The organism is Pseudoalteromonas agarivorans (genome assembly GCF_024518735.1).
GTDB classification, from domain to species: domain Bacteria; phylum Pseudomonadota; class Gammaproteobacteria; order Enterobacterales; family Alteromonadaceae; genus Pseudoalteromonas; species Pseudoalteromonas atlantica.
Map to the genome: position 1 here is coordinate 194,325 of NZ_JANIGJ010000005.1, position 24,271 is coordinate 218,595.

28 protein-coding genes and 1 pseudogene are annotated in these 24,271 nt (G+C 41.5%); 25 read left to right on the top strand and 4 right to left on the bottom strand.

The annotated features are described in order from the left end of the window. The first annotated feature begins 243 nt into the window (after nucleotides 1-243). The 12 genes and pseudogenes from tkt (at nucleotide 244) to NQT65_RS11085 (ending at nucleotide 9,784) form a co-directional block, all read left to right on the top strand. Nucleotides 244-2,235, top strand: coding sequence for a transketolase (tkt, locus tag NQT65_RS11030; protein WP_256851194.1), 1,992 nt, complete (start codon nucleotides 244-246; stop codon nucleotides 2,233-2,235). A gap of 209 nt (nucleotides 2,236-2,444) precedes the next feature. Further along, complete coding sequence (locus NQT65_RS11035; RefSeq protein ID WP_256851195.1) at nucleotides 2,445-3,635, top strand: hypothetical protein; 1,191 nt, start codon at nucleotides 2,445-2,447, stop codon at nucleotides 3,633-3,635. Then, nucleotides 3,632-4,438 carry a hypothetical protein gene (locus tag NQT65_RS11040; RefSeq protein WP_256851196.1) on the top strand — a complete coding sequence of 269 codons (807 nt, stop codon included), beginning with the start codon at nucleotides 3,632-3,634 and terminating at the stop codon, nucleotides 4,436-4,438. The genes NQT65_RS11035 and NQT65_RS11040 overlap by 4 nt, the downstream gene beginning before the upstream one ends. Further along, nucleotides 4,413-5,237: a hypothetical protein gene (locus tag NQT65_RS11045; protein WP_256851197.1), complete on the top strand. Its 825-nt coding sequence runs from the start codon at nucleotides 4,413-4,415 to the stop codon at nucleotides 5,235-5,237. The genes NQT65_RS11040 and NQT65_RS11045 overlap by 26 nt, the downstream gene beginning before the upstream one ends. A 275-nt stretch (nucleotides 5,238-5,512) precedes the next feature. Beyond that, complete coding sequence (ppnP, locus tag NQT65_RS11050) at nucleotides 5,513-5,827, top strand: pyrimidine/purine nucleoside phosphorylase (protein ID WP_024033130.1); 315 nt, start codon at nucleotides 5,513-5,515, stop codon at nucleotides 5,825-5,827. 178 nt (nucleotides 5,828-6,005) lie between these two features. Then, nucleotides 6,006-6,362: a ribosome hibernation-promoting factor, HPF/YfiA family gene (gene hpf, locus NQT65_RS11055; protein WP_024033129.1), complete on the top strand. Its 357-nt coding sequence runs from the start codon at nucleotides 6,006-6,008 to the stop codon at nucleotides 6,360-6,362. A gap of 142 nt (nucleotides 6,363-6,504) precedes the next feature. Continuing rightward, nucleotides 6,505-7,740, top strand: coding sequence for an NRAMP family divalent metal transporter (locus NQT65_RS11060; protein WP_054982730.1), 1,236 nt, complete (start codon nucleotides 6,505-6,507; stop codon nucleotides 7,738-7,740). A 79-nt stretch (nucleotides 7,741-7,819) separates the two neighbouring features. Beyond that, on the top strand, nucleotides 7,820-8,026 hold the full coding sequence (locus NQT65_RS11065) for a hypothetical protein (RefSeq protein WP_126007979.1): 207 nt from the start codon (nucleotides 7,820-7,822) through the stop codon (nucleotides 8,024-8,026). A 22-nt stretch (nucleotides 8,027-8,048) separates the two neighbouring features. After that, nucleotides 8,049-8,504 (top strand): annotated as a pseudogene (locus NQT65_RS11070) (GNAT family N-acetyltransferase). A gap of 78 nt (nucleotides 8,505-8,582) precedes the next feature. Further along, nucleotides 8,583-8,915: a type II toxin-antitoxin system RelE/ParE family toxin gene (locus NQT65_RS11075; protein ID WP_054982728.1), complete on the top strand. Its 333-nt coding sequence runs from the start codon at nucleotides 8,583-8,585 to the stop codon at nucleotides 8,913-8,915. Then, nucleotides 8,902-9,216: a helix-turn-helix domain-containing protein gene (locus NQT65_RS11080; RefSeq protein ID WP_004586175.1), complete on the top strand. Its 315-nt coding sequence runs from the start codon at nucleotides 8,902-8,904 to the stop codon at nucleotides 9,214-9,216. The genes NQT65_RS11075 and NQT65_RS11080 overlap by 14 nt, the downstream gene beginning before the upstream one ends. Before the next feature lie 40 nt (nucleotides 9,217-9,256). Continuing rightward, nucleotides 9,257-9,784: a hypothetical protein gene (locus NQT65_RS11085; RefSeq protein ID WP_256851198.1), complete on the top strand. Its 528-nt coding sequence runs from the start codon at nucleotides 9,257-9,259 to the stop codon at nucleotides 9,782-9,784. 176 nt (nucleotides 9,785-9,960) lie between these two features. Here NQT65_RS11085 and NQT65_RS11090 read toward each other — a convergent pair whose 3' ends face one another. Genes NQT65_RS11090 through NQT65_RS11100 form a run of 3 tightly spaced genes read right to left on the bottom strand, consistent with a single transcriptional unit; the run spans nucleotide 9,961 to nucleotide 12,290 of the window. Further along, nucleotides 9,961-11,148, bottom strand: a complete 1,188-nt coding sequence (locus NQT65_RS11090; protein ID WP_256851199.1) for a vWA domain-containing protein — start codon at nucleotides 11,146-11,148, stop codon at nucleotides 9,961-9,963. A 1-nt stretch (nucleotide 11,149) separates the two neighbouring features. Continuing rightward, entirely contained in the window at nucleotides 11,150-11,998 is an 849-nt protein-coding gene (locus NQT65_RS11095) for an AAA family ATPase (RefSeq protein WP_004586178.1), read from the bottom strand. Nucleotides 11,999-12,050: 52 nt separating this feature from the next. Continuing rightward, complete coding sequence (locus NQT65_RS11100) at nucleotides 12,051-12,290, bottom strand: DUF1653 domain-containing protein (protein WP_256851200.1); 240 nt, start codon at nucleotides 12,288-12,290, stop codon at nucleotides 12,051-12,053. A 60-nt stretch (nucleotides 12,291-12,350) separates the two neighbouring features. Here NQT65_RS11100 and NQT65_RS11105 point away from each other — a divergent pair, with 60 nt between their 5' ends. The 11 genes from NQT65_RS11105 (at nucleotide 12,351) to rpoS (ending at nucleotide 19,920) form a co-directional block, all read left to right on the top strand. Continuing rightward, nucleotides 12,351-12,830: a DUF2947 domain-containing protein gene (locus NQT65_RS11105; protein WP_024033120.1), complete on the top strand. Its 480-nt coding sequence runs from the start codon at nucleotides 12,351-12,353 to the stop codon at nucleotides 12,828-12,830. A gap of 74 nt (nucleotides 12,831-12,904) precedes the next feature. Next, entirely contained in the window at nucleotides 12,905-13,534 is a 630-nt protein-coding gene (locus tag NQT65_RS11110; protein WP_024033119.1) for a hypothetical protein, read from the top strand. A gap of 30 nt (nucleotides 13,535-13,564) precedes the next feature. Then, a complete protein-coding gene (ftsB, locus tag NQT65_RS11115; RefSeq protein ID WP_004586182.1) occupies nucleotides 13,565-13,852 on the top strand; it encodes a cell division protein FtsB in 288 nt (95 codons plus the stop codon). Beyond that, the gene (gene ispD, locus NQT65_RS11120; protein WP_256851201.1) at nucleotides 13,842-14,543 is read left to right on the top strand and encodes a 2-C-methyl-D-erythritol 4-phosphate cytidylyltransferase; all 702 of its coding nucleotides are present in this window, start codon (nucleotides 13,842-13,844) and stop codon (nucleotides 14,541-14,543) included. Before ftsB ends, ispD begins: the two co-directional genes overlap by 11 nt. Next, entirely contained in the window at nucleotides 14,540-15,037 is a 498-nt protein-coding gene (ispF, locus tag NQT65_RS11125; protein WP_256851202.1) for a 2-C-methyl-D-erythritol 2,4-cyclodiphosphate synthase, read from the top strand. Before ispD ends, ispF begins: the two co-directional genes overlap by 4 nt. Beyond that, on the top strand, nucleotides 15,034-16,083 hold the full coding sequence (truD, locus tag NQT65_RS11130) for a tRNA pseudouridine(13) synthase TruD (protein ID WP_256851203.1): 1,050 nt from the start codon (nucleotides 15,034-15,036) through the stop codon (nucleotides 16,081-16,083). Before ispF ends, truD begins: the two co-directional genes overlap by 4 nt. Then, a complete protein-coding gene (surE, locus tag NQT65_RS11135; protein WP_054982722.1) occupies nucleotides 16,064-16,828 on the top strand; it encodes a 5'/3'-nucleotidase SurE in 765 nt (254 codons plus the stop codon). Before truD ends, surE begins: the two co-directional genes overlap by 20 nt. Further along, nucleotides 16,818-17,456 (top strand): protein-L-isoaspartate(D-aspartate) O-methyltransferase, encoded by a 639-nt coding sequence (locus tag NQT65_RS11140; RefSeq protein WP_256851204.1) that lies wholly within the window; start codon nucleotides 16,818-16,820, stop codon nucleotides 17,454-17,456. Before surE ends, NQT65_RS11140 begins: the two co-directional genes overlap by 11 nt. A 9-nt stretch (nucleotides 17,457-17,465) precedes the next feature. After that, on the top strand, nucleotides 17,466-18,044 hold the full coding sequence (locus tag NQT65_RS11145; protein WP_126007964.1) for a YqaA family protein: 579 nt from the start codon (nucleotides 17,466-17,468) through the stop codon (nucleotides 18,042-18,044). A gap of 41 nt (nucleotides 18,045-18,085) precedes the next feature. Then, entirely contained in the window at nucleotides 18,086-18,910 is an 825-nt protein-coding gene (locus tag NQT65_RS11150) for a peptidoglycan DD-metalloendopeptidase family protein (RefSeq protein ID WP_256851205.1), read from the top strand. 35 nt (nucleotides 18,911-18,945) lie between these two features. Continuing rightward, nucleotides 18,946-19,920: an RNA polymerase sigma factor RpoS gene (rpoS, locus tag NQT65_RS11155; protein WP_024033114.1), complete on the top strand. Its 975-nt coding sequence runs from the start codon at nucleotides 18,946-18,948 to the stop codon at nucleotides 19,918-19,920. Between the two features lie 132 nt (nucleotides 19,921-20,052). On the opposite strand, the gene mutS is transcribed toward rpoS, so the two are convergent. Continuing rightward, nucleotides 20,053-22,638, bottom strand: a complete 2,586-nt coding sequence (gene mutS, locus NQT65_RS11160) for a DNA mismatch repair protein MutS (protein WP_256851206.1) — start codon at nucleotides 22,636-22,638, stop codon at nucleotides 20,053-20,055. A 21-nt stretch (nucleotides 22,639-22,659) separates the two neighbouring features. Between mutS and NQT65_RS11165 the strand changes: the two genes are divergently transcribed. Both NQT65_RS11165 and recA read left to right on the top strand, forming a co-directional pair. After that, a complete protein-coding gene (locus NQT65_RS11165; protein ID WP_004586192.1) occupies nucleotides 22,660-23,151 on the top strand; it encodes a CinA family protein in 492 nt (163 codons plus the stop codon). A 65-nt stretch (nucleotides 23,152-23,216) separates the two neighbouring features. Further along, the gene (gene recA, locus NQT65_RS11170) at nucleotides 23,217-24,260 is read left to right on the top strand and encodes a recombinase RecA (RefSeq protein WP_004586193.1); all 1,044 of its coding nucleotides are present in this window, start codon (nucleotides 23,217-23,219) and stop codon (nucleotides 24,258-24,260) included. Nucleotides 24,261-24,271: the final 11 nt, after the last annotated feature.

A 24,271-nucleotide genomic window follows, 5' to 3' on the forward strand; every position in this document is an offset into this window, starting at 1 on the left:
GGGCGTATTTTATCTAAAACAAAACACCTTGCATAGTGTTTTTACGCCTAGACGTCTAAATAAAATGAGTAATAACTTTTTGGTCTTAAAAAATATTCATAATAGCCCATTTTTATGGGGTTTTTAATTGCACACTGCACCCACATTAAGTAAGAATGGTTGCTATAACAGCTCTTAAGTTACTTAAGGGTATTAACGAACACATAAGTACCCGCGCAAATACACATAAAGGTAGGAGAATTCATGCCATCTCGCAAAGAACTTGCAAATGCTATTCGCGTCTTGTCAATGGACGCAGTACAAAAGGCCAAATCTGGCCACCCTGGAGCCCCAATGGGCATGGCCGATATCGCAGAAGTATTATGGCGCGATTATCTAAAGCATAATCCAACTAATCCAGAGTGGGCTGACCGTGACAGATTTATTCTTTCAAACGGCCACGGTTCAATGCTTATCTATTCTCTATTGCACCTAACTGGTTACGACTTACCACTTGATGAAATTAAAAACTTCCGTCAAATGCATTCTAAAACGCCAGGCCATCCTGAGTACGGTTATGCACCAGGAATTGAAACTACTACGGGCCCACTAGGTCAGGGGATCACAAATGCGGTAGGTATGGCGATTGCTGAAAAAGCGCTTGCTGCACAATTTAACCGTGAAGGTCACGACATTGTTGATCACTACACGTATGCATTTATGGGTGATGGTTGTTTAATGGAAGGTATTTCTCATGAAGCATGTTCACTTGCTGGCACATTAGGCCTTGGCAAGTTAGTAGCTTTTTGGGATGACAACGGTATTTCAATCGATGGTGAAGTAGAAGGTTGGTTTAGCGACGATACACCAGCACGTTTTAAAGCGTACGGCTGGCATGTAATAAGTGACGTTGATGGCCACGACAGCGATGCTGTTAGTGCTGCAATAGCAGAGGCTCAAAGTGTTACCGACAAACCATCACTAATTTGTTGTAAAACAGTGATTGGTTACGGTTCACCTAACAAATCTGGTAGCCACGATTGTCACGGTGCGCCATTAGGTGATGACGAAATTACAGCGTCTCGCGAATTTTTAGGCTGGTCTGGCGGTGCATTTGAAATCCCTGATGATATTTACGCACAGTGGGATAGCAAAGAAAAAGGTCAACAGCTTGAATCTAGCTGGGACGAAAAATTTGCAGCATACGCAAAGGCATTCCCAGAGCTTGCAGCTGAATATAAGCGCCGTATTAATAACGAACTTCCAGGCGATTGGGCTGAAAAATCTCAAGCGTACATAGAGCAACTACAAGCAAACCCTGCAAACCCTGCATCTCGTAAAGCGTCGCAAAATGCATTAAATGCATTTGGCCCGTTATTACCAGAGTTCATGGGGGGCTCAGCCGATTTAGCTGGATCAAACTTAACAATTTGGGATGGCTCTAAAGGGCTAACGGCAGACGATGCAAGCGGTAACTACGTTTACTACGGTGTACGTGAGTTTGGTATGTCGGCAATTATGAATGGTATTGCCCTTCATAAAGGTTTTATTCCTTACGGTGCAACGTTCTTAATGTTTGTTGAATACGCAAAAAATGCGGTACGTATGGCTGCACTAATGAAGCAACCAAGCATTTTTGTATACACGCACGATTCAATCGGCCTAGGTGAAGACGGTCCAACTCACCAACCGGTAGAGCAAATTGCTAGCATGCGTTTAACGCCAAACTTATACAACTGGCGCCCGTGTGACCAAGTTGAGTCGGCAATTGCATGGCAACAAGCTATTGAGCGTAAAGATGGTCCTACATCACTTATCTTTACTCGCCAAGGCCTTGAGCAACAAGCGCGTGACGCTCAGCAATTAGCAGATGTTAAAAAGGGTGGTTACATCCTTAGCTGTGACGGCGAACCGGAGCTAATTATTATTGCAACAGGTTCTGAGGTGCAACTAGCACAAGACTCTGCAACAGAGCTACGCAGCCAAGGTAAAAAGGTACGTGTTGTATCTATGCCATCTACTGATGTATTTGAAGAGCAAAGCGCACAGTACAAAGAAAGCGTACTACCGGCAGCCGTTACACGCCGCGTAGCAGTAGAAGCAGGTATTGCTGATTACTGGTACAAATACGTGGGCCTTAATGGCGCAGTAGTAGGTATGACTACCTTTGGTGAGTCGGCACCTGCTGGTGAGCTATTTGAGTACTTTGGCTTTACAGTAGAGAACATTGTAAATAAAGCAAACGAACTGTTTTAATCGTTAGCTTTAATATTTAAAAGCCCGCCCTGTGTAAAACAGGGCGGGCTTTTTTGTTTGGTTTTTAGATCTAATTAATAAACATTTAAAATACTTGCTAAGATCGAAAAATATGCAAACAAAGAGTAAATACATCATAAAATTATTTTTGCTCTAAAAATTCATTTACGGTATCATTTTGGGCACAGACTCAATTACAAGGAAGCAATATGTCTTGGTCTAAACTCAATAAAACTATCAATGCTCATTCTGTAATCCCTCTCGACGCGCTTAGCTGTCGAGATTTTGGTGTTAAGCTCCCCGTTAACTTCCCATTTAGTAAAGTTAAATTTACTTGCCAAGCTCTCGCTATGCTATCGCAGCTCAATGACTATGATTTAAAAATGGTATGCGCCGATATTATTCAAATATGCGCGAACCCTAATGCTACAAACTCAATTAAGCATAGCCGTAACCCTCTGCGACGTTTATGGCGGACAAAATACCCATTTCGTAATTATCATTTTTTAATTGAATACTCACTTAAAAATAATTTTATAAATTTAGAAGATATACTTTTCGATAAGCAATTGCAGGGAGCAAAAAGTAACTTTGCTGCAGAGCGCACCATGCTTTATGAGGTAAAAAGACGAAGTAACCATACTTATGATAGGGCTATGGGTGAAGAAGAGATAGAACAAGTCAAAGGCGCATGGGGAAATATTCCAACAGCGACTACTCAAGTTAATACGCAGCATGCGGCGGTCAATGGTATGCAAAATGAGCTTACCAAAGCCACATGGCTAATGGGCACCCACCTTGATAGCGCATATGAGGGCGACGGCATAAAAGCTTATACGCTGTTTCATAACCCAACTGATCGACCAAAGCTAGATTTGGTAGAATGTGCGTTTGATAAACGCTTAGGTACTAAATCCCATAACGCTCAACATTTAGCAGCTGTGCTGGCACAAAATAACCAGCAAGGTAAGCAGGTTAAATGGTTAGCACACAGTCAAGGGGCAATCATTTTTTGCGCGGCTCTAGAACACTATCGTATATATTATGGTAAGTCACTTAAAGGCCAACAATTAGCCGTGCATGGCTCAGGCTCAAATATCGAGCGTTTAAAACGTATTGCCCATAGTACCGGATTAAAAGTTGTTGCGGTGCGTAACAATCCTTATGACTTAGTGCCTAACTTAGCCGGCTTTAATGACTTATCGTCAAGCAGTCTTGTTCGATCGATGAAGTTTAAGGGCTTAGTTACAGGAGATGATGCTGCAGCAAGCCCACACACTTTGCCATTTTTAGGTCTAGTCACTTACGCTGACCAACTGCAAATGCTTGGCTATAATGACAAGGCCGATGCAGTAAGAAAGTTTATTAAAACTCTACCGATTACGGATGCACGGTTATGATCAAATTAGCTAAAGCTTTTTATCGTGGCTTTGTCGGTGGGCCCAATTTTGAAAATTGTGTTCACCATCGCCTCATTTTAGAAGATAAGCTACTTACAATTGATGTACCCTACAGTAATGTTGCCGCAGTTCAAAAGCCTATGGATATTTCATTTCCATATAATTCAAAGGTTTGGTTTAACCAGCATAAAAAAAATTATCTATATCATGAATACGTGCATATGCTTACTAAAAATTGGATGTACTTACCGCCAGTAAGCTATTTTCCCAGTAATGAGTATGGCATGCTTAGTTGCCAGCTAAGGATTAAACAAACCCCAAAAATAAATGTACAGGACTTTAAGCAACTCAAGCATTTTGTAATTGATTCATACGATAACTTCCATTGGGGACCTGATGGTGACAATACTAAAATTAAAAATGATACTACGTTAGAATCGAGTAAAAGAGCAAATCCATGGGTAGGTGAAGCTCTGAAAGAAGAAATATCAGGGCGGATTGAGGTTTATGGTCAACCGCCATTACCGGCGGCTAAAGAGATAATTATTAATAATCGCCAGTGGGTGTTTTACCAAGAGTGCAGAGGTAATGTTCTTTCTCGCCACGATTTTTATTGTTTACCATTAAGTGAGCATGCTTTTTTAGAAGTAAAGTTTAACCATCGTGTTGACCGCTCAGATAAACATAAAAAATGGGCTAAGCATGCACTTGAATCACAACAGCGGATTATGGAATCAATAAAGCTCAGTGATTTACCCCCCGAGCACGATAATTTAATTGCTGACAATTCTAAAAGTGTTTAATTTAGCCAAGGCGTTTTATCGTGGTTTTATTGGCGGGCCCAATTTTGAAAATTGCATCTATTATCGCTTTATTTTAGAAGATAAGCTATTAACACTCGATGTACCTGATAGCAATGTCGCAGCTGTACCGTCTACTATTGATATATCGTTCCCTTACAATTCAACAAGCTGGTTTGACCAACACAAAAAAAACTATTTACATCATGAATACGTGCATATGCTCACTGAAAATTGGATGTATTTACCACCAGTTAGTTATTTGCCCAGTAGTGAGTATGGGATGCTTAGTTGCCAACTAAGAATTAAGCAAACCAATAAAATCAATGTTCTTGATACTATGCAATTAAAACGCTTTGTGATTGATGAGTATGATAATTATCATTGGGGGTCAGATGGTTATAACACTAAGCTTCAAAATGATACTAAGCTAGAGTCGAATAAAAGAGCAAACCCATGGCAAGGTGAGGCACTTAAAAAGGAAATTTTAGGGCGCGTTGAATCTTATGGTTATCCGCCACTGCCTGCGGCTAAAGAGGTAATTATTAATGATCGCCAATGGGTATTTTACCAAGTAAAAAAAAGTAATAGGCACTCTCATCACGATTTTTATTGTTTGCCATTAAGTGAGCATGCTTTTTTAGAAGTAAAGTTTAACCATCGTGTTGACCGCTCAGATAAACATAAAAAATGGGCTAAGCATGCACTTGAATCACAACAGCGGATTATGGAATCAATAAAGCTCAGTGATTTACCTCCAGATCACGATAATCTAATTACTGATAATTCTAATAATGCTTAAATTAGCTAAGGCTATTTCTGCCTTTTATGGGTTTTAACACTTTCTCTAAAGCGAAGCTCCTCTTAGTTCTCTTTGTGTATAGATTACTAAAAGCTCTGTTAGAGGTTCATAACCCTTTGCCCAAAGTCTATTTCCGCCATAATATTTTTATTTTAAACTTTTGCTTCTTGATGAGTAATTTTCACAGCGCTTTCCTTGCAAGGCATTTTTCTATCAGGCAAGGTAGTGCGATAAAATTTATAAACAAAAATCTTAAATTAATAGCAGGAGCTAAAATGTCTCAGTTTGAAAATGTAAGCGTAATTAAAAAAGCGAACGTGTATTTTGACGGTAAAGTATCAAGCCGTACCGTGGTATTTAACGATGGCACAACCAAAACGCTAGGTTTTATGCAACCAGGTGAATTTGTATTTGATACCAGTAAAAAAGAACTCATGGAGCTATTAGGCGGCCAGTGGGACATTTTATTACCTGGCGAAACGCAGTGGAAAACATTTATCGCAGGCGAATCATTTAATGTTGATGCCAATGTTAGCTTTAAAGTAAAAGTGAGTGATTTTGCTGACTATTGCTGTTCGTACACAGACTAAACGCTAAAGGCTAGACGTCTGAAAGCCCATAGTTTATGGGCTTTGCATAAACTTTGCACAACTTATAATTTAAATCAGTTTAAGTAACAAATTAATTTCAAAAATCAGTGCTTTTTCCTTGTGTTAATCTAAATAGCCCCCAATACTATTTATGAGGTAACAAATAAAAGGATACCCTATGAAAATTAATCTTTCTGGTCACCATGTAGACGTTACTAACTCTATTAGAGAGCATATCAACGAAAAGTTTTCAAAAATCGAGAGCCACTTTCCATCACTTATCGCACTCGACATTATATTGTCTAAAGAGCATCACAAAATCCAAGCAGAAATTAGCACAAATTACGAAGGTGCGCGTATATCGGTAAAAGGGGAAAACGAAGTTATGTACCCGGCGATTGCAAGCGCAGCTAAAAAACTCGATGCAGCACTAAAACATCGAAAAGGGCAAATAAAAGCAAATTTACACGAAAAGCCTGTAAGCACAACGCCAGAAATAGCGCACGAAATCATCCAAGAGATGGAACTAAAATAAGATTTAGTCCCAAAGTACTATAAAAAAGAGCCTTACGGCTCTTTTTTATTGCCTTTAATTTAGGTAAGTTATGCAGCCTTCGGTGTTATTAATTATGAAAATTAATAACCAGAGCGAATAATACACATAATTTGAGAAATTAATGCAGCAAACACACACCTCTTGGAAATCTCGATTGGGCGCACTAGGCCCTGGTATCTTAATGGCAACCGCAGCAATTGGCGGCTCTCACTTAGTTGCATCTACTCAAGCTGGCGCGCTATTTGGCTGGCAACTGTTTTGGCTAATTCTCGTTGTTAACGTATTAAAGTACCCGTTTTTTCGCTTTGGTATGGAATACACCTTAGCAACCAAAAACAGTTTAGTAGAAGGCTATAAAAATAAAGGCCCTGTCTATTTTTATAGTTTTATTGGCTTAAATATACTGGCCGCCATAGTTAATACCGCAGGGGTGTTATTACTGACTGCAAGCTTGCTTCATTATGCACTGCCAATAGTGATAGAAGTCACGCTACTGTGTTGGATATTGCTCGGTGTGTGTTTAGCTATTTTATTACTTGGGCACTTTAAAGCGCTCGACAGCGTTGCTAAAGGCATTATGGGACTATTAACGCTTGCTACTGTTATTGCACTGGTTATCGCGTTTAGTAACGGCCCAATGGCGCCAGCTGATTATGTTGGCCCGTCTCCGTACGAGCTGGCTATGCTGAGCTTTATGGTCGCGTTAATGGGCTGGATGCCAGCACCCATAGAAATATCAGCCCTTAGTTCGCTTTGGCTTAAAGAAAAACAAACTCAGCAAACGGTTACTAAAAGCCAAGGCTTATTCGATTTTAACGTAGGCTATTGGCTAACAGCCTGTTTAGCATTGGTATTTTTTAGCTTAGGTGTGCTGGTGCAATATGGGCAAAGCAGCAGTATTGAGCTTGGCGGTGTTGCCTTTGCTAAACAGCTTATTGATATGTATGCACTGACTATTGGCGAGTGGGCAAGGCCACTTGTATCAGCCATTGCTTTTTTATGTATGTTTGGTACTACACTCACCGTGCTTGATGGCTACGCCCGTACGCTTAACGAGTCACATAAACTACTTGGCTTTAAGCAATCTAAACACAGTTTAAATATTTGGTTAGTACTGCAGGCCTTTGCCGGTATGGCCGTTATTTTATTTTTTAAATCGGCCCTGGGCCCCATGCTTACCTTTGCCATGACACTTGCTTTTGTCACTACCCCCGTTTTTGCATGGCTTAACTTTAGCCTAGTGCGCTCAGAGCCCGCCATTAAACACAGCGTACTATTGCGCAGCTTAACCTGGTTAGGCTTAGTGTACTTGGTTGGTTTTGCTGTTGCGTTTGTGGTTTGGAAGCTAGCTGCATAAACCAGTTATATAAATATGATATTTTTAAGTTAGTTAAGCATAGGTGTAGGCATTAATTTGTGTTTATGAGGAAAGTGACATGAAATTTGAAATGTCTATTACAGATAATTTTGCATCCTTTTTTGATGAACAAAAAGAAAGATATATTTTTATTGATAGCTTTGATAATAAAACGTTTGAGGTGCAAGTAGGGGATTTAGATAACCCAAAATCAGTAGGTAGCGTTTTAGCTTCTAATAATGATGAATTGAATGTTAAGTTATTAGCGCTTTACAATAAATATTAATACACTAAAAAATGAGCTATAAATGAAAATTAAAACAGGTGAGCTTTCAAACCCTGAGGTTATAAAACTATTACAAGCGCATCATAACGATATGCTAAAACACTCACCTGTTGAGAGCGTACATGCACTGGATGTAACTAAACTCACTTAGCTCAATATAATCTTTTATAGCTTATGGATTGATAATAATTTGGCGGGTGTTGGCGCATTAAAAATGCTTAATACAACGCATGGCGAAATTAAATCAATGCGCACCTCAAGCAGTTATTTACGCCAAGGTATAGCCGCTAAGTTACTCACGCATATTATTGAGCAAGCAACACTGCGAGGGTATAAAAAGTTAAGTCTAGAAACTGGAACAGCAAAAGCATTTTTACCTGCGCAAAAGCTTTACACTCAATTTGGTTTTAAAGAGTGCGAGCCGTTCGGTGATTATCAGCTAGATCCGTATAGCTTGTTTATGAGTAAAGTGCTTTAGCTAAAGCAAAAGATACCAGCTGCCGCCCATTTAAAATCTTTAATTGAATTTGTACGCTATCTGCGTATACTTCTATGTATGAAAAGCCTATTTGTTGAATCAAGCATATTTGAAAAGTACCGAGAGCTGTACTTGAGTGATGACGAATATCGTTTATTTCAAGCAGACCTCATGGTTAACCCAAAACAGGGCGATGTGATTCAAGGAACAGGCGGCTTACGTAAAGTTCGAGTTGCGAGCAAAGGAAAAGGTAAGCGTGGCGGTTCAAGAGTTATATATTATTACTTGGACGACAAAAGACGTTTTTATCTACTCACTATTTACAGTAAAAACGAAGTAACCGATTTAACAGCAGATCAGAAAAAGCAATTAAAAGAATTCTTAGAGGTATGGCGCAATGAGCAAACGTGATTTATTTTCAGAATTAACGACAGCACTTGATGATGCTAAAGCGCATTCACAAGGAAAGCTTACGTTACGTACTCATGCGGTAAATGATATTAACGATCTTGCTATTTCACCCGATGAAATAGTAAATATTCGAGAAACATTTAATATGTCGCGCGGTGTATTTGCAAACATTCTACATACATCAGCAAGAACACTCGAAAACTGGGAGCAAGGGCGAAGTGCACCGAATGGGCAAGCAATTACCTTGTTAAAGCTTGTGCAGCGACATCCTGAAACATTGAATCATATAGCTGAGTTGTAGGCCCCTAGCTGCTCTTTTTCTATCATTCTAAGGGACTAAAATGGATAACACTAACTTTATAATACGTGTGCTAAAGTGGGCAATACTACAAGAAGAGTTTACTTTTCAGCAACTATGTAAAGCTGTCCAGCTAAATGAAAAAGAGCAGGAGCAGTTAAAACGGTTAATTCATGATAAATCACTTTTGTTTCACTCACACTCATCATTCTATAGTTCGGTAGCTAGACCTGGGTCGGATATTAAATTATTTGCAAGCGCAGAAGATCACTTTAGATTTTTAGAGTATGTAGAGCTTAATGAAGCTAGGGAATCAGCAAAAGATGCGAATAGGAAAGCTTTATTTGCGATATGGATAGCTATTTTATCTACGCTCGTATCGATTTTTCTATCTATACTGTCAATCAAATCGGATTTAAATATACCGGATAAGCTATATTCAACCATAAATAAAACAAATAAAAGTGTTTTGGGAGAGCTGACAGAAATTAAGAATGATAATTACGAGCTAAAGGAAAAGTTAATCTCGAATTCTGTTTGTTTAATTAATTCTGACCCTACCTATAAATAACAGGGTAAGTCGGGTTGTTTCTAGTTAATACATCATTTTTGTCGGATGGCGTGGCTTCGCCACTTATCCGACCTACGTCTAAAGGTAGGTTGGTTAAGCCAAAGGCGCCACCCAACAACGTTATAGGTTCACGCCTGAAGCTCCGCTGCTAGTTCTGAGCCTTCGTAAATTAATATCTAACTCAGCTCTTTTATCGCGTTACTTATTCCATCTAAACTCAGCGGGTACATTCTGTTATCCATCAGCTGCTTTATAAAATCAATCGATTGATAGTAAGGCCAGTGTTCAACAGGTTGTGGGTTGAGCCAGGCGACTTTATCGAAGTGATTGGTAATTCGTTGCAGCCATGCACTGCCGGGCTCTTCGTTGTAATGTTCTACCGAGCCGCCAGGGTAGGCTATTTCGTAAGGACCCATAGTGGCATCACCTACAAATATAACTTTGTAGTCGCTGGTAAATTTATTAATCAGCGTCATGGTGTCGATAATGTTTGAATGGCGGCGCGAGTTATCTTGCCACACGTGTTCGTACAAGCAGTTATGAAAGTAGTAAAACTCTAAATGTTTAAACTCGCTGTGGGCTGCGCTAAATAGCTCTTCGCAGGTATGAATGTAGTCATCCATTGAGCCGCCAATATCAAACAGCATTAATACTTTAACGGCATTGTGGCGCTCGGGCGCCATTCTTACATCCAGCATGCCGCCTTGTTTGGCGGTAGCGCGAATGGTCTCGTTTAAATCAAGGGTGTCACTTGCGCCTGTGCGGGCAAATTTACGTAATTTTTTAAGGGCGAGTTTAATAGTACGAGAGCCTATTTCGCGATCAGAGTCTAAATTGCGGTATTCGCGCTTATCCCACACTTTTACCGCTTGGCGATTACGGTTACCCTCTTGCCCTATACGCACGCCTTCTGGGTTATAGCCGTATGCACCAAAAGGTGATGTACCACCAGTGCCCACCCATTTATTGCCGCCTGCGTGGCGTTTTTGTTGCTCTTCTAAACGCTCTTTTAGGGTTTTCATTAGCTCGTCGAGCCCACCCATGGCTTTTAGCTGGGCTTTTTCTTCATCGCTTAGGTGTTTTTCAAACTCTTTGCGCAACCAGTCTTTAGGTAAGCTGTGCTGTTGTTTTAAACTTTCGAGCAAATCAAGGTCGGCAATACCGCTAAAATAATCGCTAAAGGCTTTGTCGAACCGGTCAAAATGGGTTTCGTCTTTTACCATTATGGTGCGCGCTAAATGGTAAAAGCCATCTACATCGGCAAATATAACGCCTTTTTTTAAGGCGTTTATTAAATCGAGTAGCTCGCGCAGGCTTACCGGTAAGCGGTATTTGCGCAGCGTGAAAAAAAACTGTACTAACATGTTAGCGACGGCTCATAAACGCGAGTTTTTCGATGAGGCTTATGTCTTGCTCATTTTTAAGCAGTGCGCCAAACATCGGCATTAAGCCGCCTTTTTGCGCTTTATCGTGCAGTGTTTTAGCGTCTATATCTTCGGCCATTAAAAGCTTTAACCAATCCAGCAATTCGCTGGTGGAAGGTTTCTTTTTAAGACCGTTGGCTTCACGTAAGTTAAAAAATACTTCGAGTGCTTGGCGTACTAAATCTTGTTTAACGTTAGGGTAGTGCACATCAACGATTTGCTGCATTTCTTCGCTGCTTGGAAAATCAATATAGTGAAAAAAGCAGCGGCGTAAAAAGGCATCTGGTAGTTCTTTTTCATTGTTTGATGTGATGATCACAATAGGGCGTTCTTTCGCTACAATGCGCTCGTTAGTTTCGTAAACGTGAAACTCCATTTTATCAAGTTCGAGCAGTAAGTCGTTTGGGAACTCGATGTCGGCTTTGTCTATTTCGTCGATTAAAAGCACTGGGCGTTTGCCGTTAAGTTCAGCGTAGTTAAACGCTTGCCACAGCTTACCTTTAACAATGTAGTTGCCAATGTTATGTACGCGCTCATCACCTAATTGGCTGTCGCGTAGGCGCGATACCGCGTCGTATTCGTACAAGCCCTGTTGTGCTTTGGTGGTTGATTTAATGTGCCACTGAATAAGCTCGGTATCTAAGCTTTTAGCAAGCTCTTCAGCCAGCATGGTTTTACCTGTACCTGGCTCACCTTTAATTAATAAGGGCTTTTCAAGCATAATAGCGGCATTTACAGCCTGTTTAAGCGAGCTGCTAGCGATGTAGTTGTCGGTAGAATTAAATTGCACGGGTTCCCCTTGCCTGGTCTGATCAGTGTTGTATGTGATTATAATGCCATAGTTAATCTGCAGCTCCAAGGTAGGCAAAGCGTGGAATAGTATGTCCATCTTTTTCAACGGTTTCTAAAAACATACTTAGTGGGCGTGCCCACATGCCGTACTCGCCATACAGGGCTTGGTATATAACTAGTTGCTCGTCGGTTTCACTGTGTGTTGCTACGTATAATACTTTGTATTGTGGGCCTTTGTAGTGTTGATATATGCCTGGTTTGAGGGAAAGCGGTTTTATTGCTGTAGTCATGTTTTGATCTCTTGTATAATTGCGTTTGCTTTTTATTATGCCAAAGAATACACCAACATTATGAATTATATTTCGCTCGATGATCACAAAAAAGCCTGGGTTTTTCGTCATAAAGACCTCCCTGTATCTGAAGAAGACGCTGCGCGTATTAAGCCAATGACCAGCGAACGTGCTGCGGTGCTTTGGAGCACTATGGTGAGCCGCGAGTTCGACCACCCCGATTTTTTTGATAAAACTGATTGGTGCGGTAAAGAAGAAAGCTTTAGCGATGAAGTAAATTGGGAAGATGCGTGGGAAAATGGCGACGAAAGCTTACCACAAGCCATTTTGGATCATTTAGATTGGCAGGCTAATACCACTGTTTATTTTTGTATGGCACGCGATAACGTTATAGAAACCACCTTTGATGTATTTAAACGTAATTGGCAAAACTTTATGTTTTTAGCTGATGGCAGTTTATTAATTGGTAAAAAGCGTAATACCGTGGTGCAATTTTTAGAAAGCGGCATTGCTAAATTAGGTGAAAAGCCAAGTGCTTAAATTGCCAAGTGCGCTTAAAAAATAGCCGCTATTGTGCTATAAAACAGCTACCTAATTGTTTTTGAGTATAACTATTGGTAGCGAAGAGTCAGCCACTTGCAGCTCAGCAGCAAGAAATATGGCAAAGTGATGCGCAAAAAGTGCTGTATGCACAATTGTGCAATGCGTTTTATCAGCGAGAGGTACAGCGCTTAGTTGCTGAGCCTAATGCCGATAAACTACGCCGCCAATTAAAAAGCTTACCGTATTATATAGAACGGGCGGCCACTTTGGTTGCCAATGGGAGTTCGCCGTTTACGCTCGACTCACAAAATGGCTCTTGGCTTGAAAAACAAAAGCCAACACCGCCAGAGGTTAACGCTCAGGCAAATGAACTTTTTTATAAAAAATATGCCCAAGTGGGGCTAATAGTGCCGGTGTTAATAAATAGCCATGACCAAGTGAGGCTTAGAATAGACAGCATAGATCAAGTAAGCGACAATAAACTGCACTGTAATGAACTAGGCTGGTTTGATTTTTTTGGCAAGGGCCTAGAGCAAGCAAATGCGCAGTTGGTAAAACCCAGTAAAATGAGTTTAACAGCGGCGTGTTGCGGGCATCAGTGGCAATTTTCAAAACGCTGCGCACCTAGGTTGCTTTCACTTAGAGAAATGCTATTAGCGGGTAATATTAATTGGCGTAATATAAAACGCCCACGAGCCTAATTTTATTTAAAAACGAATAGGGAGTGTTAAATGCGGTTTTTTCAGCTTGGCCTGTTGTGCTTAGCACTGTTTATACAATACCGACTTTGGTTTGGTCATAACGGTGTGCAAGACTATACGCGTTTAAAAGCAGCCGTGGCTTCTCATCAACAAACTAATGAAAAACTAATTAAGCGCAATAAAGTACTTACCGCCGACATAGAAGATTTAAAGCTTGGTCAAGAAGGCATAGAAGAGCGCGCTCGTAACGAATTAGGAATGATTAAACCGGATGAAACATTTATACGTGTTTTACCGGGCAAACAACATGAAAAATAATAATTCAATAGCTGCCATTGTACCCGCTGCCGGCGTAGGCAGCAGAATGCAGCACAGTGCACCTAAGCAGTATATTAAATTGGCAGGAAAAACTATTTTAGAGCATACGCTCTTTAAGCTTTCGCAATTACAAAGCTTAAGCCAAATAGTTGTAGCCGTTAGTCAAACCGACCCTTATTTTGACTCGCTTGCGCACATAGACTCGCGAATTTTACGCGCCAACGGCGGGCAAGAGCGAGCAGACTCAGTGCTTAATAGCTTATTATTTTTAGAAAATAACCCTCCTGAATGGGTGCTGGTGCACGACGCGGCCCGCCCCTTAGTCACTATTAACGATATTGAAACCTTAATAGCGCATTGTATAGCCGCCGACGAAGGCGGTATTTTAGCAAGCAAAGTAAAAGATACCATAAAGCGTGGTAACACGCATAGCGAGCAGACCGTGCCTCGTGATGATTTATGGCAAGCGCTTACGCCGCAGTTTTTTAAATATGACGAGCTTAAAAATGCGTTGCAACGCGCGCTTTGTGAAGGCGTGACTATTACCGATGAAGCCAGTGCCATTGAGTGGGCAAATAAACCCGTTAAGCTAATTGCAGGGCGCAGCGACAATATTAAAATAACCACGCCGGAGGATTTAGACCTAGCGGGGTTTTTATTAAACAAACAACAAAACGAGCAAGCATTATGATTCGAATTGGCCATGGTTTTGACGTACACAAATTTGGTGGCGAAGGCCCAATAACAATTTGCGGCGAAAAAATAGATTACCCGCAGGGCTTTTTAGCACACTCAGATGGCGATGTTGCTATTCATGCATTATGCGATGCTATTTTAGGCGCGTTGGCAATGGGCGATATTGGTAAGCATTTTCCGGACACGGCGAGCGAGTATGAAAATATAGATAGCCGTATTTTACTTCGCCATGTTGTTAGCCTTGCCAAAGAGCAAGGTTATGTACTGGGCAATGGCGATGTCACTATTGTGGCGCAGGCTCCTAAAATGTTGCCACACATCCACGCTATGCGCTCTAATTTAGCCAGCGATTTAAATTGCGAGCTTTCACAAATCAATGTTAAAGCGACCACCACCGAAAAGCTCGGCTTTGAAGGGCGTAAAGAAGGTATTTCTAGCCATGCGGTGGTTATTATGAGCAAAGCGCCTGAGAGTACAGCAAACGCATGAGCGATTTAAATTACCTATACGGTGCACCGCTTTCAAAAGCAGACTTTAAAACCGTTGCTGAAGATTTTATGGTTGATGAAGACCTCGGCATAGAATTTACCGGCAGTGGTGAGCATGTATGCTTACAGGTTGTTAAAAAAGGTGAAAACACGCAATACGTGGCCAAGTTAATTGCACAAAAGGCTGGAGTGTCACCGCGCGAAGTAAGCTATGCTGGCATGAAAGACCGTCACGGCGTGTGTAGCCAATGGTTTAGCGTAAAAGTACCCATTAAAAAGCATATTGATTTTAGTGAACTCAATAGCGACAGCATTTTTGTGGTTTCGCAACAGCGCCACGAACGTAAATTACGCACCGGTTGCCACAAAGGAAACCGATTCACTATTACGCTTCGTAATGTAACCCAGCCGCTTGATATTTTATGCCGCATTAATGCCGTGCGTGCGGGTGTGCCTAACTACTTTGGCGAGCAGCGCTTTGGCCGCGATGGGCATAATTTAGTTATGGCCGAAAAAATGTTTGCCGGCGAGCGCATTCGCGATAAAAAACTGCGCGGTATTATTATCTCCGCTGCCCGTTCACATGTATTTAATCAAATAGTGAGCTTACGTGTTAATGAGCATGGGTTAGCTAAAACCATGCACCGTGAAGTATTTATGCTAAGCGGTAGTAACGCATTTTTTGAAGATGCAATAAGCGATGAAAACATAGCACGTTTAGCCTCTGGCGATATTATGATGTCGGCTCCTATGGTTGGTAAAAGCGAAAAGGGCTTAACTGATCAAGAAAAAATATGGCTAAAACCATACCAAGCATGGTGTGAGGGCTTAGGCGAATTAGGCCTTAAAAATGAGCGCCGTATGCTGCGCCTCATTCCGCAAGATTTAACCATAGAAACACTAGACGAAACGACTTTAAAACTAAGCTTTGGATTGCCTAAAGGGTGTTTTGCTACCGCACTTTTACGTGAGCTGGTGGATTACACCGATGCAAGCCCTAATGAGCGAAAAGAAAAGGATAGTCAAAATGAAGATACTGCTAAGTAACGACGACGGTGTAAACGCTAAAGGGATTGCTGTTTTATACCAGGCTCTTACGCAAATTGCCGATGTAACCCTTGTAGCCCCTGATCGTAACTGTAGTGGTGCCAGTAACTCGTTAACGTTAATAAACCCACTGCGCTCTACCACGCTTGAAAACGGCTTTATATCGGTTAATGGCACGCCTACTGATTGTGTTCATTTAGGGGTTAATCAGTTAGTTGATGAAACGCCTGATTTAGTCGTAGCAGGTATTAACCACGGCGCTAATTTGGGCGATGATACATTGTATTCAGGCACTGTGGCTGCGGCGACCGAAGGGCGCCATTTAGGCTTGCCTGCTATTGCCGTGTCGCTTTGCTCGCACCATGGTGAGCACTTTGAAACCGCAGCAGCTGTGACCGTTAATATAATTAAAGGGCTGGCATCGCACCCCCTGCCTAAAGATCAAATTATCAACGTAAATGTACCCGATATTCCTCTAACTGAGCTAAAAGGGGTGCAAGTTACGCGTTTAGGTGCTCGACATAAAGCCGAAACCATGACCAAACAAACGGACCCATGGGGGCGTGATATTTTTTGGTATGGCTCGCTTGGTATTGAAAGCGATGCCGGTGAGGGCACTGATTTTTACGCTGTTAATAATGGCTATGCTTCAGTTACACCGTTAAGTGTTGATATGACAGCAAAAGAAAGTATTGAAGCGGTTGGGCAGTGGTTAGCTGAAATGGAGATAAACCGTGCTGGCTAATTACTCGCGCAGTGCTATTGCGCTTTCTAAGCTATTAGAGCAAGAAGGGGTAGAAGACAAACAGGTATTAAAAGCCATTGCAGATATACCTCGTCATGCCTTTATTGATGATGTACTAAAACACAAGGCGTACGAAAACACGGCGTTGCCAATAGGGCAAGGGCAAACTATTTCGCAGCCTTATATTGTGGCGCGTATGACCGAGCTGCTTCATTTGGCTGGCGTACGCGACAAAGTGTTAGAAATTGGCACAGGCTCTGGTTATCAAACCGCAGTGTTAGCCAAATGTTTTAATAAGGTGTATTCGGTCGAGCGTATAAAAGCACTGCAATGGCAGGCTAAACGCCGTTTACAGCAACTTGATTTATACAATGTAACCATGAAACACGCAGATGGCTGGCAAGGCTGGCAATCACAGGCCCCGTTTAATGGTATTATAGTTACCGCGGCCGCATCAAAAGTGCCCCAAGACTTACTTGCACAACTAGCTGATGGCGGTGTACTCCTTGCCCCCATTGGAGAGCAAGAACAAAAATTAACCATGATTATTCGCCAAGGCGATAGCTTCACAGAGCATGTTATTGCACCAGTACGGTTTGTCCCTCTCGTCCCTGGTGATATTGAATAGGAATTCACGTTGAAATTGTTTACTAAGTTATACGATATGGCCCTAGTGTGGGCAAAACACCGCTTTGCTGAGCGCTATTTAGCAGCCATGAGCTTTGCTGAGTCCGTTTTTTTTCCGGTACCACCGGATGTAATGCTTGCCCCTATGTCGCTTGCTCAGCCAAGTAAAGCGTGGCGCTTTGCAAGCTTTGCAACAGTTGCTTCAGTACTTGGGGGGATTGTAGGTTACTTTTTAGGTTACTGGTTATTTGAGCCTGTTGTACAGCCCTTTATTGAGCAGATGCACTGGCAAGAAAAGTTTGAAACAGCGCTTACATGGTTTAAAGAGTATGGCGTGTGGGTGGTATTTTTAGCGGGCTTTTCACCTATCCCTTATAAGGTATTTACTATTGGTGCAGGGGTATTACAAATGGCATTTTTACCATTTTTAATAGCGTCTGCCGTTGGCCGTGGTGCGCGTTTCTTTTTAGTTTCTGCTTTAATGAAGTGGGGCGGGGTTAAAATGGAGCAAAAATTACGTCAATATGTTGAAGTACTTGGCTGGGGTTTAGTTATATTAATAGCGGTTACTTACTTTTTATTACGCTAACTAGCAAAAGTAGTACTTTTTAAATTTCGGAGCAAAACACCTTGAAAAGTCAGTACGCATTATATGTAGTTGTATTTATTGCTGTTTTGCTTTCGGGGTGTTCATCTCGCCATATCCCTGCTCCTGTTAGCAGCCTTAATACTAATGTTAATGATTTTCAAAAAGGCATTAACATTAATGGAAATAAATACACAGTACAAAAGGGGGATACTTTATATTCCATTGCCTTTAGTGCAGGGCAAGATTTTAGGTCGCTTGCAAAAAACAATTCAATTCCATCACCTTACGTTATTTATCCTGGGCAAGTTGTTTCGCTTGCAGCCACCACTAGCCATGCGCTTGCTAGCAATTCACCCGTTAAACAAAAAATAACACCCACTAAAATAAAACAAAAAACTAACAAAAAATTAAAGAAAAATCTTGATCAGCCGAAACAACGAGAGTATGTTCGAAAACAAGCCAATGAAATAGTTAGTAATGCTAAACCTTCGTCGAGCAGTAAAGTAAAGTGGTTTTGGCCTGCAAAGGGCAAAGTGACTAAACGCTTTTCTAATAAGGAAAACGGTTACAAGGGTTTACAGATTACTAACCGTACAGGGGCTTCAGTTTTAGCCGCAGCACAAGGAACGGTGGTGTATGCGGGTAATGCGCTTCGAGGGTACGGTAATTTAATCATTTTGAAACATAATGATGATTACCTAAGTGCTTATGCACATAACTCGAAACTACTTGTTAGAGAAAAGCAGAAAGTTAAGGCAGGACAAAAAATAGCAGAAATGGGCAAGTCAGAATCTTCGGTCACTGCGCTTCGTTTTGAAATTCGCTACCGTGGGCAAGCTGTCAATCCTGCTAAATACCTTCCCTAATTTTTAGGTATTGATAATTGCTCGGGAGAAGGCTTATGGCTAACGCAGCAAAACTTGACAAAAACACCACCGACGAAAAATTTGATGACACCGCAGTAGAAGAAACTGCAGCATTACTTGAAGAGGTTGATAACGAAGAAGAGATATTTGCAAAAGAGGAAGTAACTAAAAACCTTGATGCAACCCAACTTTATTTAGGAGAAATTGGTTTTTCTCCCCTACTTAGCGCTGAAGAAGAAGTCTTTTTTGCCCGCAAATCGCTACGTGGATGTGAAGCATCTCGCAAGCGTATGATTGAAAGTAACCTACGTTTAGTTGTAAAAATTGCCCGCCGTTATAACAACCGAGGATTAGCACTTCTAGATTTAATTGAAGAAGGTAACCTAGGTTTAATTCGCGCTGTTGAAAAGTTTGACCCAGAGCGCGGTTTTAGATTTTCGACTTATGCAACGTGGTGGATACGCCAAACAATTGAACGCGCCATTATGAATCAAACGCGCACAATTCGCCTGCCAATACATGTAGTTAAAGAATTAAATGTTTACTTGCGTACAGCACGCGAGCTGACACAAAAGCTAGACCATGAGCCAACTGCTGAAGAAATTGCTGAAAGTTTAGGTAGACCCGTAGAAGACGTAACTAAAATGCTACGCTTAAACGAAAAAATTGCCTCTGTTGATATGCCAATTGGCGGTGAGAACGACAGCGCACTGTTAGACATTATTGCCGATGAAAAAAGCGCAGGCCCTGAGGGCGAAGTTCAAAACAACGATATTAACAAACATATTGTCGATTGGTTAGGTGAGTTAAACCCTAAACAACGTGAAGTATTAGCGCGTCGCTTTGGTTTACTTGGCTATGAGCCATCAACACTTGAAGATGTTGGCCGTGAAATTGGTTTAACGCGAGAGCGCGTAAGACAAATTCAGGTAGAAGCATTACGTCGTTTAAAAGATATTTTACAACAAGAAGGGTTAAGCACAGAAAGTTTGTTTGACCAGTTCTCGTAACTCCCTTTTATACTGTCTATGTGTTTAAAAGCTGAAGGATAAAACCTTCAGCTTTTTTTATGTCTTACGACCCCCAATAAATACTATTCACTGTGTTATCAGCCTCTTAACCACCGCTCAAGTTACCTATATTCAAAGTAGTGCTTTTAATTTATAAAGAAGTTCGTGTGCTTGACGCGGCGATAGATTATCAGGGTCAATGGCACTGAGCTGCTCCTCAACCTCTGAAGGCTCAGGCGCAGGTAACTCATTAGCAAATGAAAACGCCTGCTGCTCAGCATTAGGCGCTGTTACACTCTGGTGGTTTTCGAGCAGTTTAAGCTTTTGCTTTGCTTGGATTATCACGGCTTTAGGCACGCCGGCAAGCGCTGCGACCTGTAAGCCAAAGCTTTTACTTGCTGCACCATCAAGCACAGTATGCATAAATGCAATGGTGTCGTTGTGCTCTATGGCATCTAAGTGCACATTCACCAGCCCAGTTTTTTGCTCGGCAAGTTCCGTTAATTCAAAGTAGTGCGTAGCAAATAATGTTTTAGCAGATATTTTTTGTGCCAGATGATCAGCCGTTGCATAAGCAAGTGATAAGCCATCGTAGGTACTGGTGCCTCTGCCTATTTCATCCATTAATACCAAAGATTGCGCAGTTGCATTATTTAAAATTGTGGCAGTTTCGGTCATTTCTACCATGAAAGTAGAGCGACCAGAGGCTAAATCATCGCTTGCACCAATGCGAGTAAATATACGGTCAATATTACCAATTTTTGCACTATCAGCAGGGACATAACAGCCAATATGCGCCATCAATACGATAAGTGCTGTTTGGCGCATATAGGTTGATTTACCACCCATGTTTGGACCGGTAATAATCAACATTTTACGTTGGCTATTTAGCTCCACAGGGTTGGCAATAAAAGGTTCTTTCATTACTTGCTCTACCACGGGGTGGCGACCTTGTTTAATACTTATATTGTCATCATCGCATAGCTGGGGTTTAGCATAGTTAAGCGTTTGTGCTCGCTCTGCTAAGTTATTCAATACATCTAAATCAGCTAATGCGCCAGCCATCATTTGAAGCTGTTCAATATGCGGGGCTATAAACTCAAATAGCTCTTCATATAATTGTTTTTCAAGCGCAAGAGCTTTTGATTGGCTGCCAAGCACTTTGTCTTCGTGCTCTTTTAGTTCAGGTATTATGTAGCGTTCATTATTTTTAAGCGTTTGGCGGCGAATATAATCAGCAGGTACTAAGTGTGAATTTGCACGACTTACCTCGATAAAAAAGCCATGCACCTTGTTATAGCCAATTTTTAATGTGCTGATCCCGGTGCGCTCTCGCTCTCTAAGTTCTAGTTGCTCAAGTATATCGGTAGCGCCTTTACTCAAGTTTCGCCATTCATCGAGTTCGCTGTTGTAGCCTGGTGCAATAACGCCCCCATCGCGAATTAGTACTGGTGGGTTATCAATAACAGCACGCTCAAGTAAAGCTTGTAGTTCAGGTAGCTCTGGAGAATGGCGAACAATGCTAGCGATACGCTCATCATTAGCATCGTTTAATAAAGCATGCAGTGGTGCGAGTGCTTGTAAGGCACTGCGCAGTCGGGTTAAATCGCGCGGGCGTGCAGTGCATAAAGCAAGTCGTGCTATTACGCGCTCTATATCACCAATTTCTTTTAATGAGTCGTGTAACTCGCCATATAATTGCACATCTAAAATAGCGCTAATGGCATTTAAACGTGAATTAAGCTCATTTTTATTACGCACAGGTGTATGGATGCGACGTTTAAGTAAACGCGACCCCATGGCCGTAGCGGTTTTATCAAGTACCTGCGCTAAGGTGTTTTCAAAGCCGCCCGATAAATTAACGGTTAGTTCTAAATTTTTGCGTGTTGCCGCATCTAATATAACTGCGTGCTCGTTATGCTCAAGCGTAATAGCGCGAATGTGGGGTAGCGCAATACGTTGTGTATCTTTTACGTATTGCATTAAACAACCCGCAGCGACCAAAGCAGCATGCGCTTTATCTACACCAAAACCAACTAAATCTTTGGTGCCAAACTGCTCGCACAGTAAGTGTTGAGCGGTGTCTAGGTCAAACTCCCACTCAGGGCGTCGCCGTGCCCCTTTTATATGCTCAATTAAGTGTGTGTTTTCAAAGCTTTCACAGTATAAAAGCTCAGCGGGTGCTAAGCGCTGTAGGGTTGAAGTAAATGCTTCGTCGGTGTTAACTTCAACTACGTTGAAACGCCCTGAATTTATATCAAGGTAGGCAATACCGTATAGCCCTTTTTTATTTTGCCATACGCTAGTGAGTAAGTTATCTTGGCGTTCTTGCAATAGCGCTTCATCTGAAATAGTACCCGGTGTAACGATACGTACGACTTTGCGCTCTACTGGCCCTTTACTGGTTGCAGGATCGCCAACTTGCTCACATATAGCAACCGATTCGCCCATTTGCACTAAACGAGCTAAATAGTTTTCTACTGCATGATAAGGGACACCCGCCATAGGGATAGGATCGCCGCCGGCTTTACCGCGATGCGTTTGCGAAATATCGAGTAGTTGGGCCGCGCGTTTAGCGTCGTCAAAAAAGAGTTCATAAAAATCCCCCATACGATAAAACAATAAAATATCGCGATGCTCTGATTTTATTTTTAGATACTGCTGCATCATAGGGGTTTGTTGTTTTATAGTGTGCGGTGCATAAAGATCAAACGACATGTATTTACCCAAAGGCTGAATATGGAATTACATCAAGAGATTAAAACACTTGCTGCGCAATTGGGCGTTATTTTAACGGATAAACGCTTATGGATCACTACCGCTGAATCATGTACTGGTGGCGGAGTGAGTTATGCGCTTACAGATACGCCAGGTAGCTCAGGTTATTTGGGCCGCGCATTTGTTACTTATAGTAATGAAGCTAAGCATGAACTGCTTAATGTGGCCAATACTACGCTAGAGCAATTTGGTGCGGTGAGTGAGCAAACAGTAAAAGAGATGGCTTTTGGTGCCGCAAGCGTTGCCAAAGCTGATGTTGCAGTGGCGATTTCGGGCATTGCGGGGCCAGGTGGCGCTACGTCCGATAAACCAGTTGGCTTTGTGTGGTTTTGCATACAAATTGCCAATGAACAATTTACGTTTAAGCAAATATTTAACGGCGATAGAGCGCAAGTTAGAATGCAAGCTATTGAATTTGCATTGAAAAGTACTATCGAGAAGATAAAATTATAAATTTCACTTGATACTGTGATTTCATACAGTATACTTGTTCGCATTAGCCGGATTTGGAGAACAGAATGAACGATAATAAACAAAAAGCGCTGGACGCTGCACTATCACAAATTGAGCGTCAATTTGGTAAAGGATCAATTATGAAACTGGGCGATAACAAAGCCCTAAATATTGATGCTGTATCTACAGGCTCACTTGGGATTGATATTGCTTTAGGCATAGGTGGTTTGCCTATGGGGCGTATTGTTGAAGTGTATGGCCCTGAGTCTTCAGGTAAAACAACGCTTACTTTGCAAGTTATCGCGCAGGCTCAAAAAGAAGGCAAAACATGTGCCTTTGTTGATGCTGAGCATGCTCTTGATCCGGTATACGCACAAAAGTTAGGTGTTAACATTGATGAGCTGTTAGTGTCTCAGCCAGATACCGGTGAGCAAGCATTAGAAATTTGTGACATGTTAGTACGTTCAAGTGCTGTAGATGTTGTTATTGTCGATTCTGTTGCAGCGCTTACACCAAAAGCTGAAATTGAAGGCGACATGGGCGACTCGCACATGGGCTTACAAGCACGTTTAATGTCGCAAGCACTACGTAAGCTTACAGGTAATATTAAACGCTCAAATACGCTATGTATTTTCATTAACCAGATTCGTATGAAAATTGGTGTAATGTTTGGTAACCCTGAAACAACAACCGGTGGTAATGCACTTAAGTTTTATGCATCAGTGCGTATTGATATTCGTCGTATTGGCTCTGTTAAAGAAGGCGATGAGGTAGTCGGTAACGAAACCCGCGTTAAAGTAGTTAAAAACAAAGTTGCACCACCGTTTAAACAAGCTGAGTTCATCATTATGTATGGTGAAGGTATTTCTAAACAAGGTGAGTTAATTGATTTAGGTGTTAAGCACAAAATTGTTGAAAAAGCAGGTGCTTGGTACAGCTACAACGGCAATAAAGTAGGCCAAGGTAAATCAAACTCTATTAAGTTCTTGAAAGAAAACGTAGAAATTGCAGATGAAATTGAAGGTAAGTTACGTGATATGTTGCTATTAAAAGCAACGGTTGAGCCAGAAGATGGCGAAGACGTATTAGGCGCTGAGTCTGACCTTTAAGTGTAAACGTT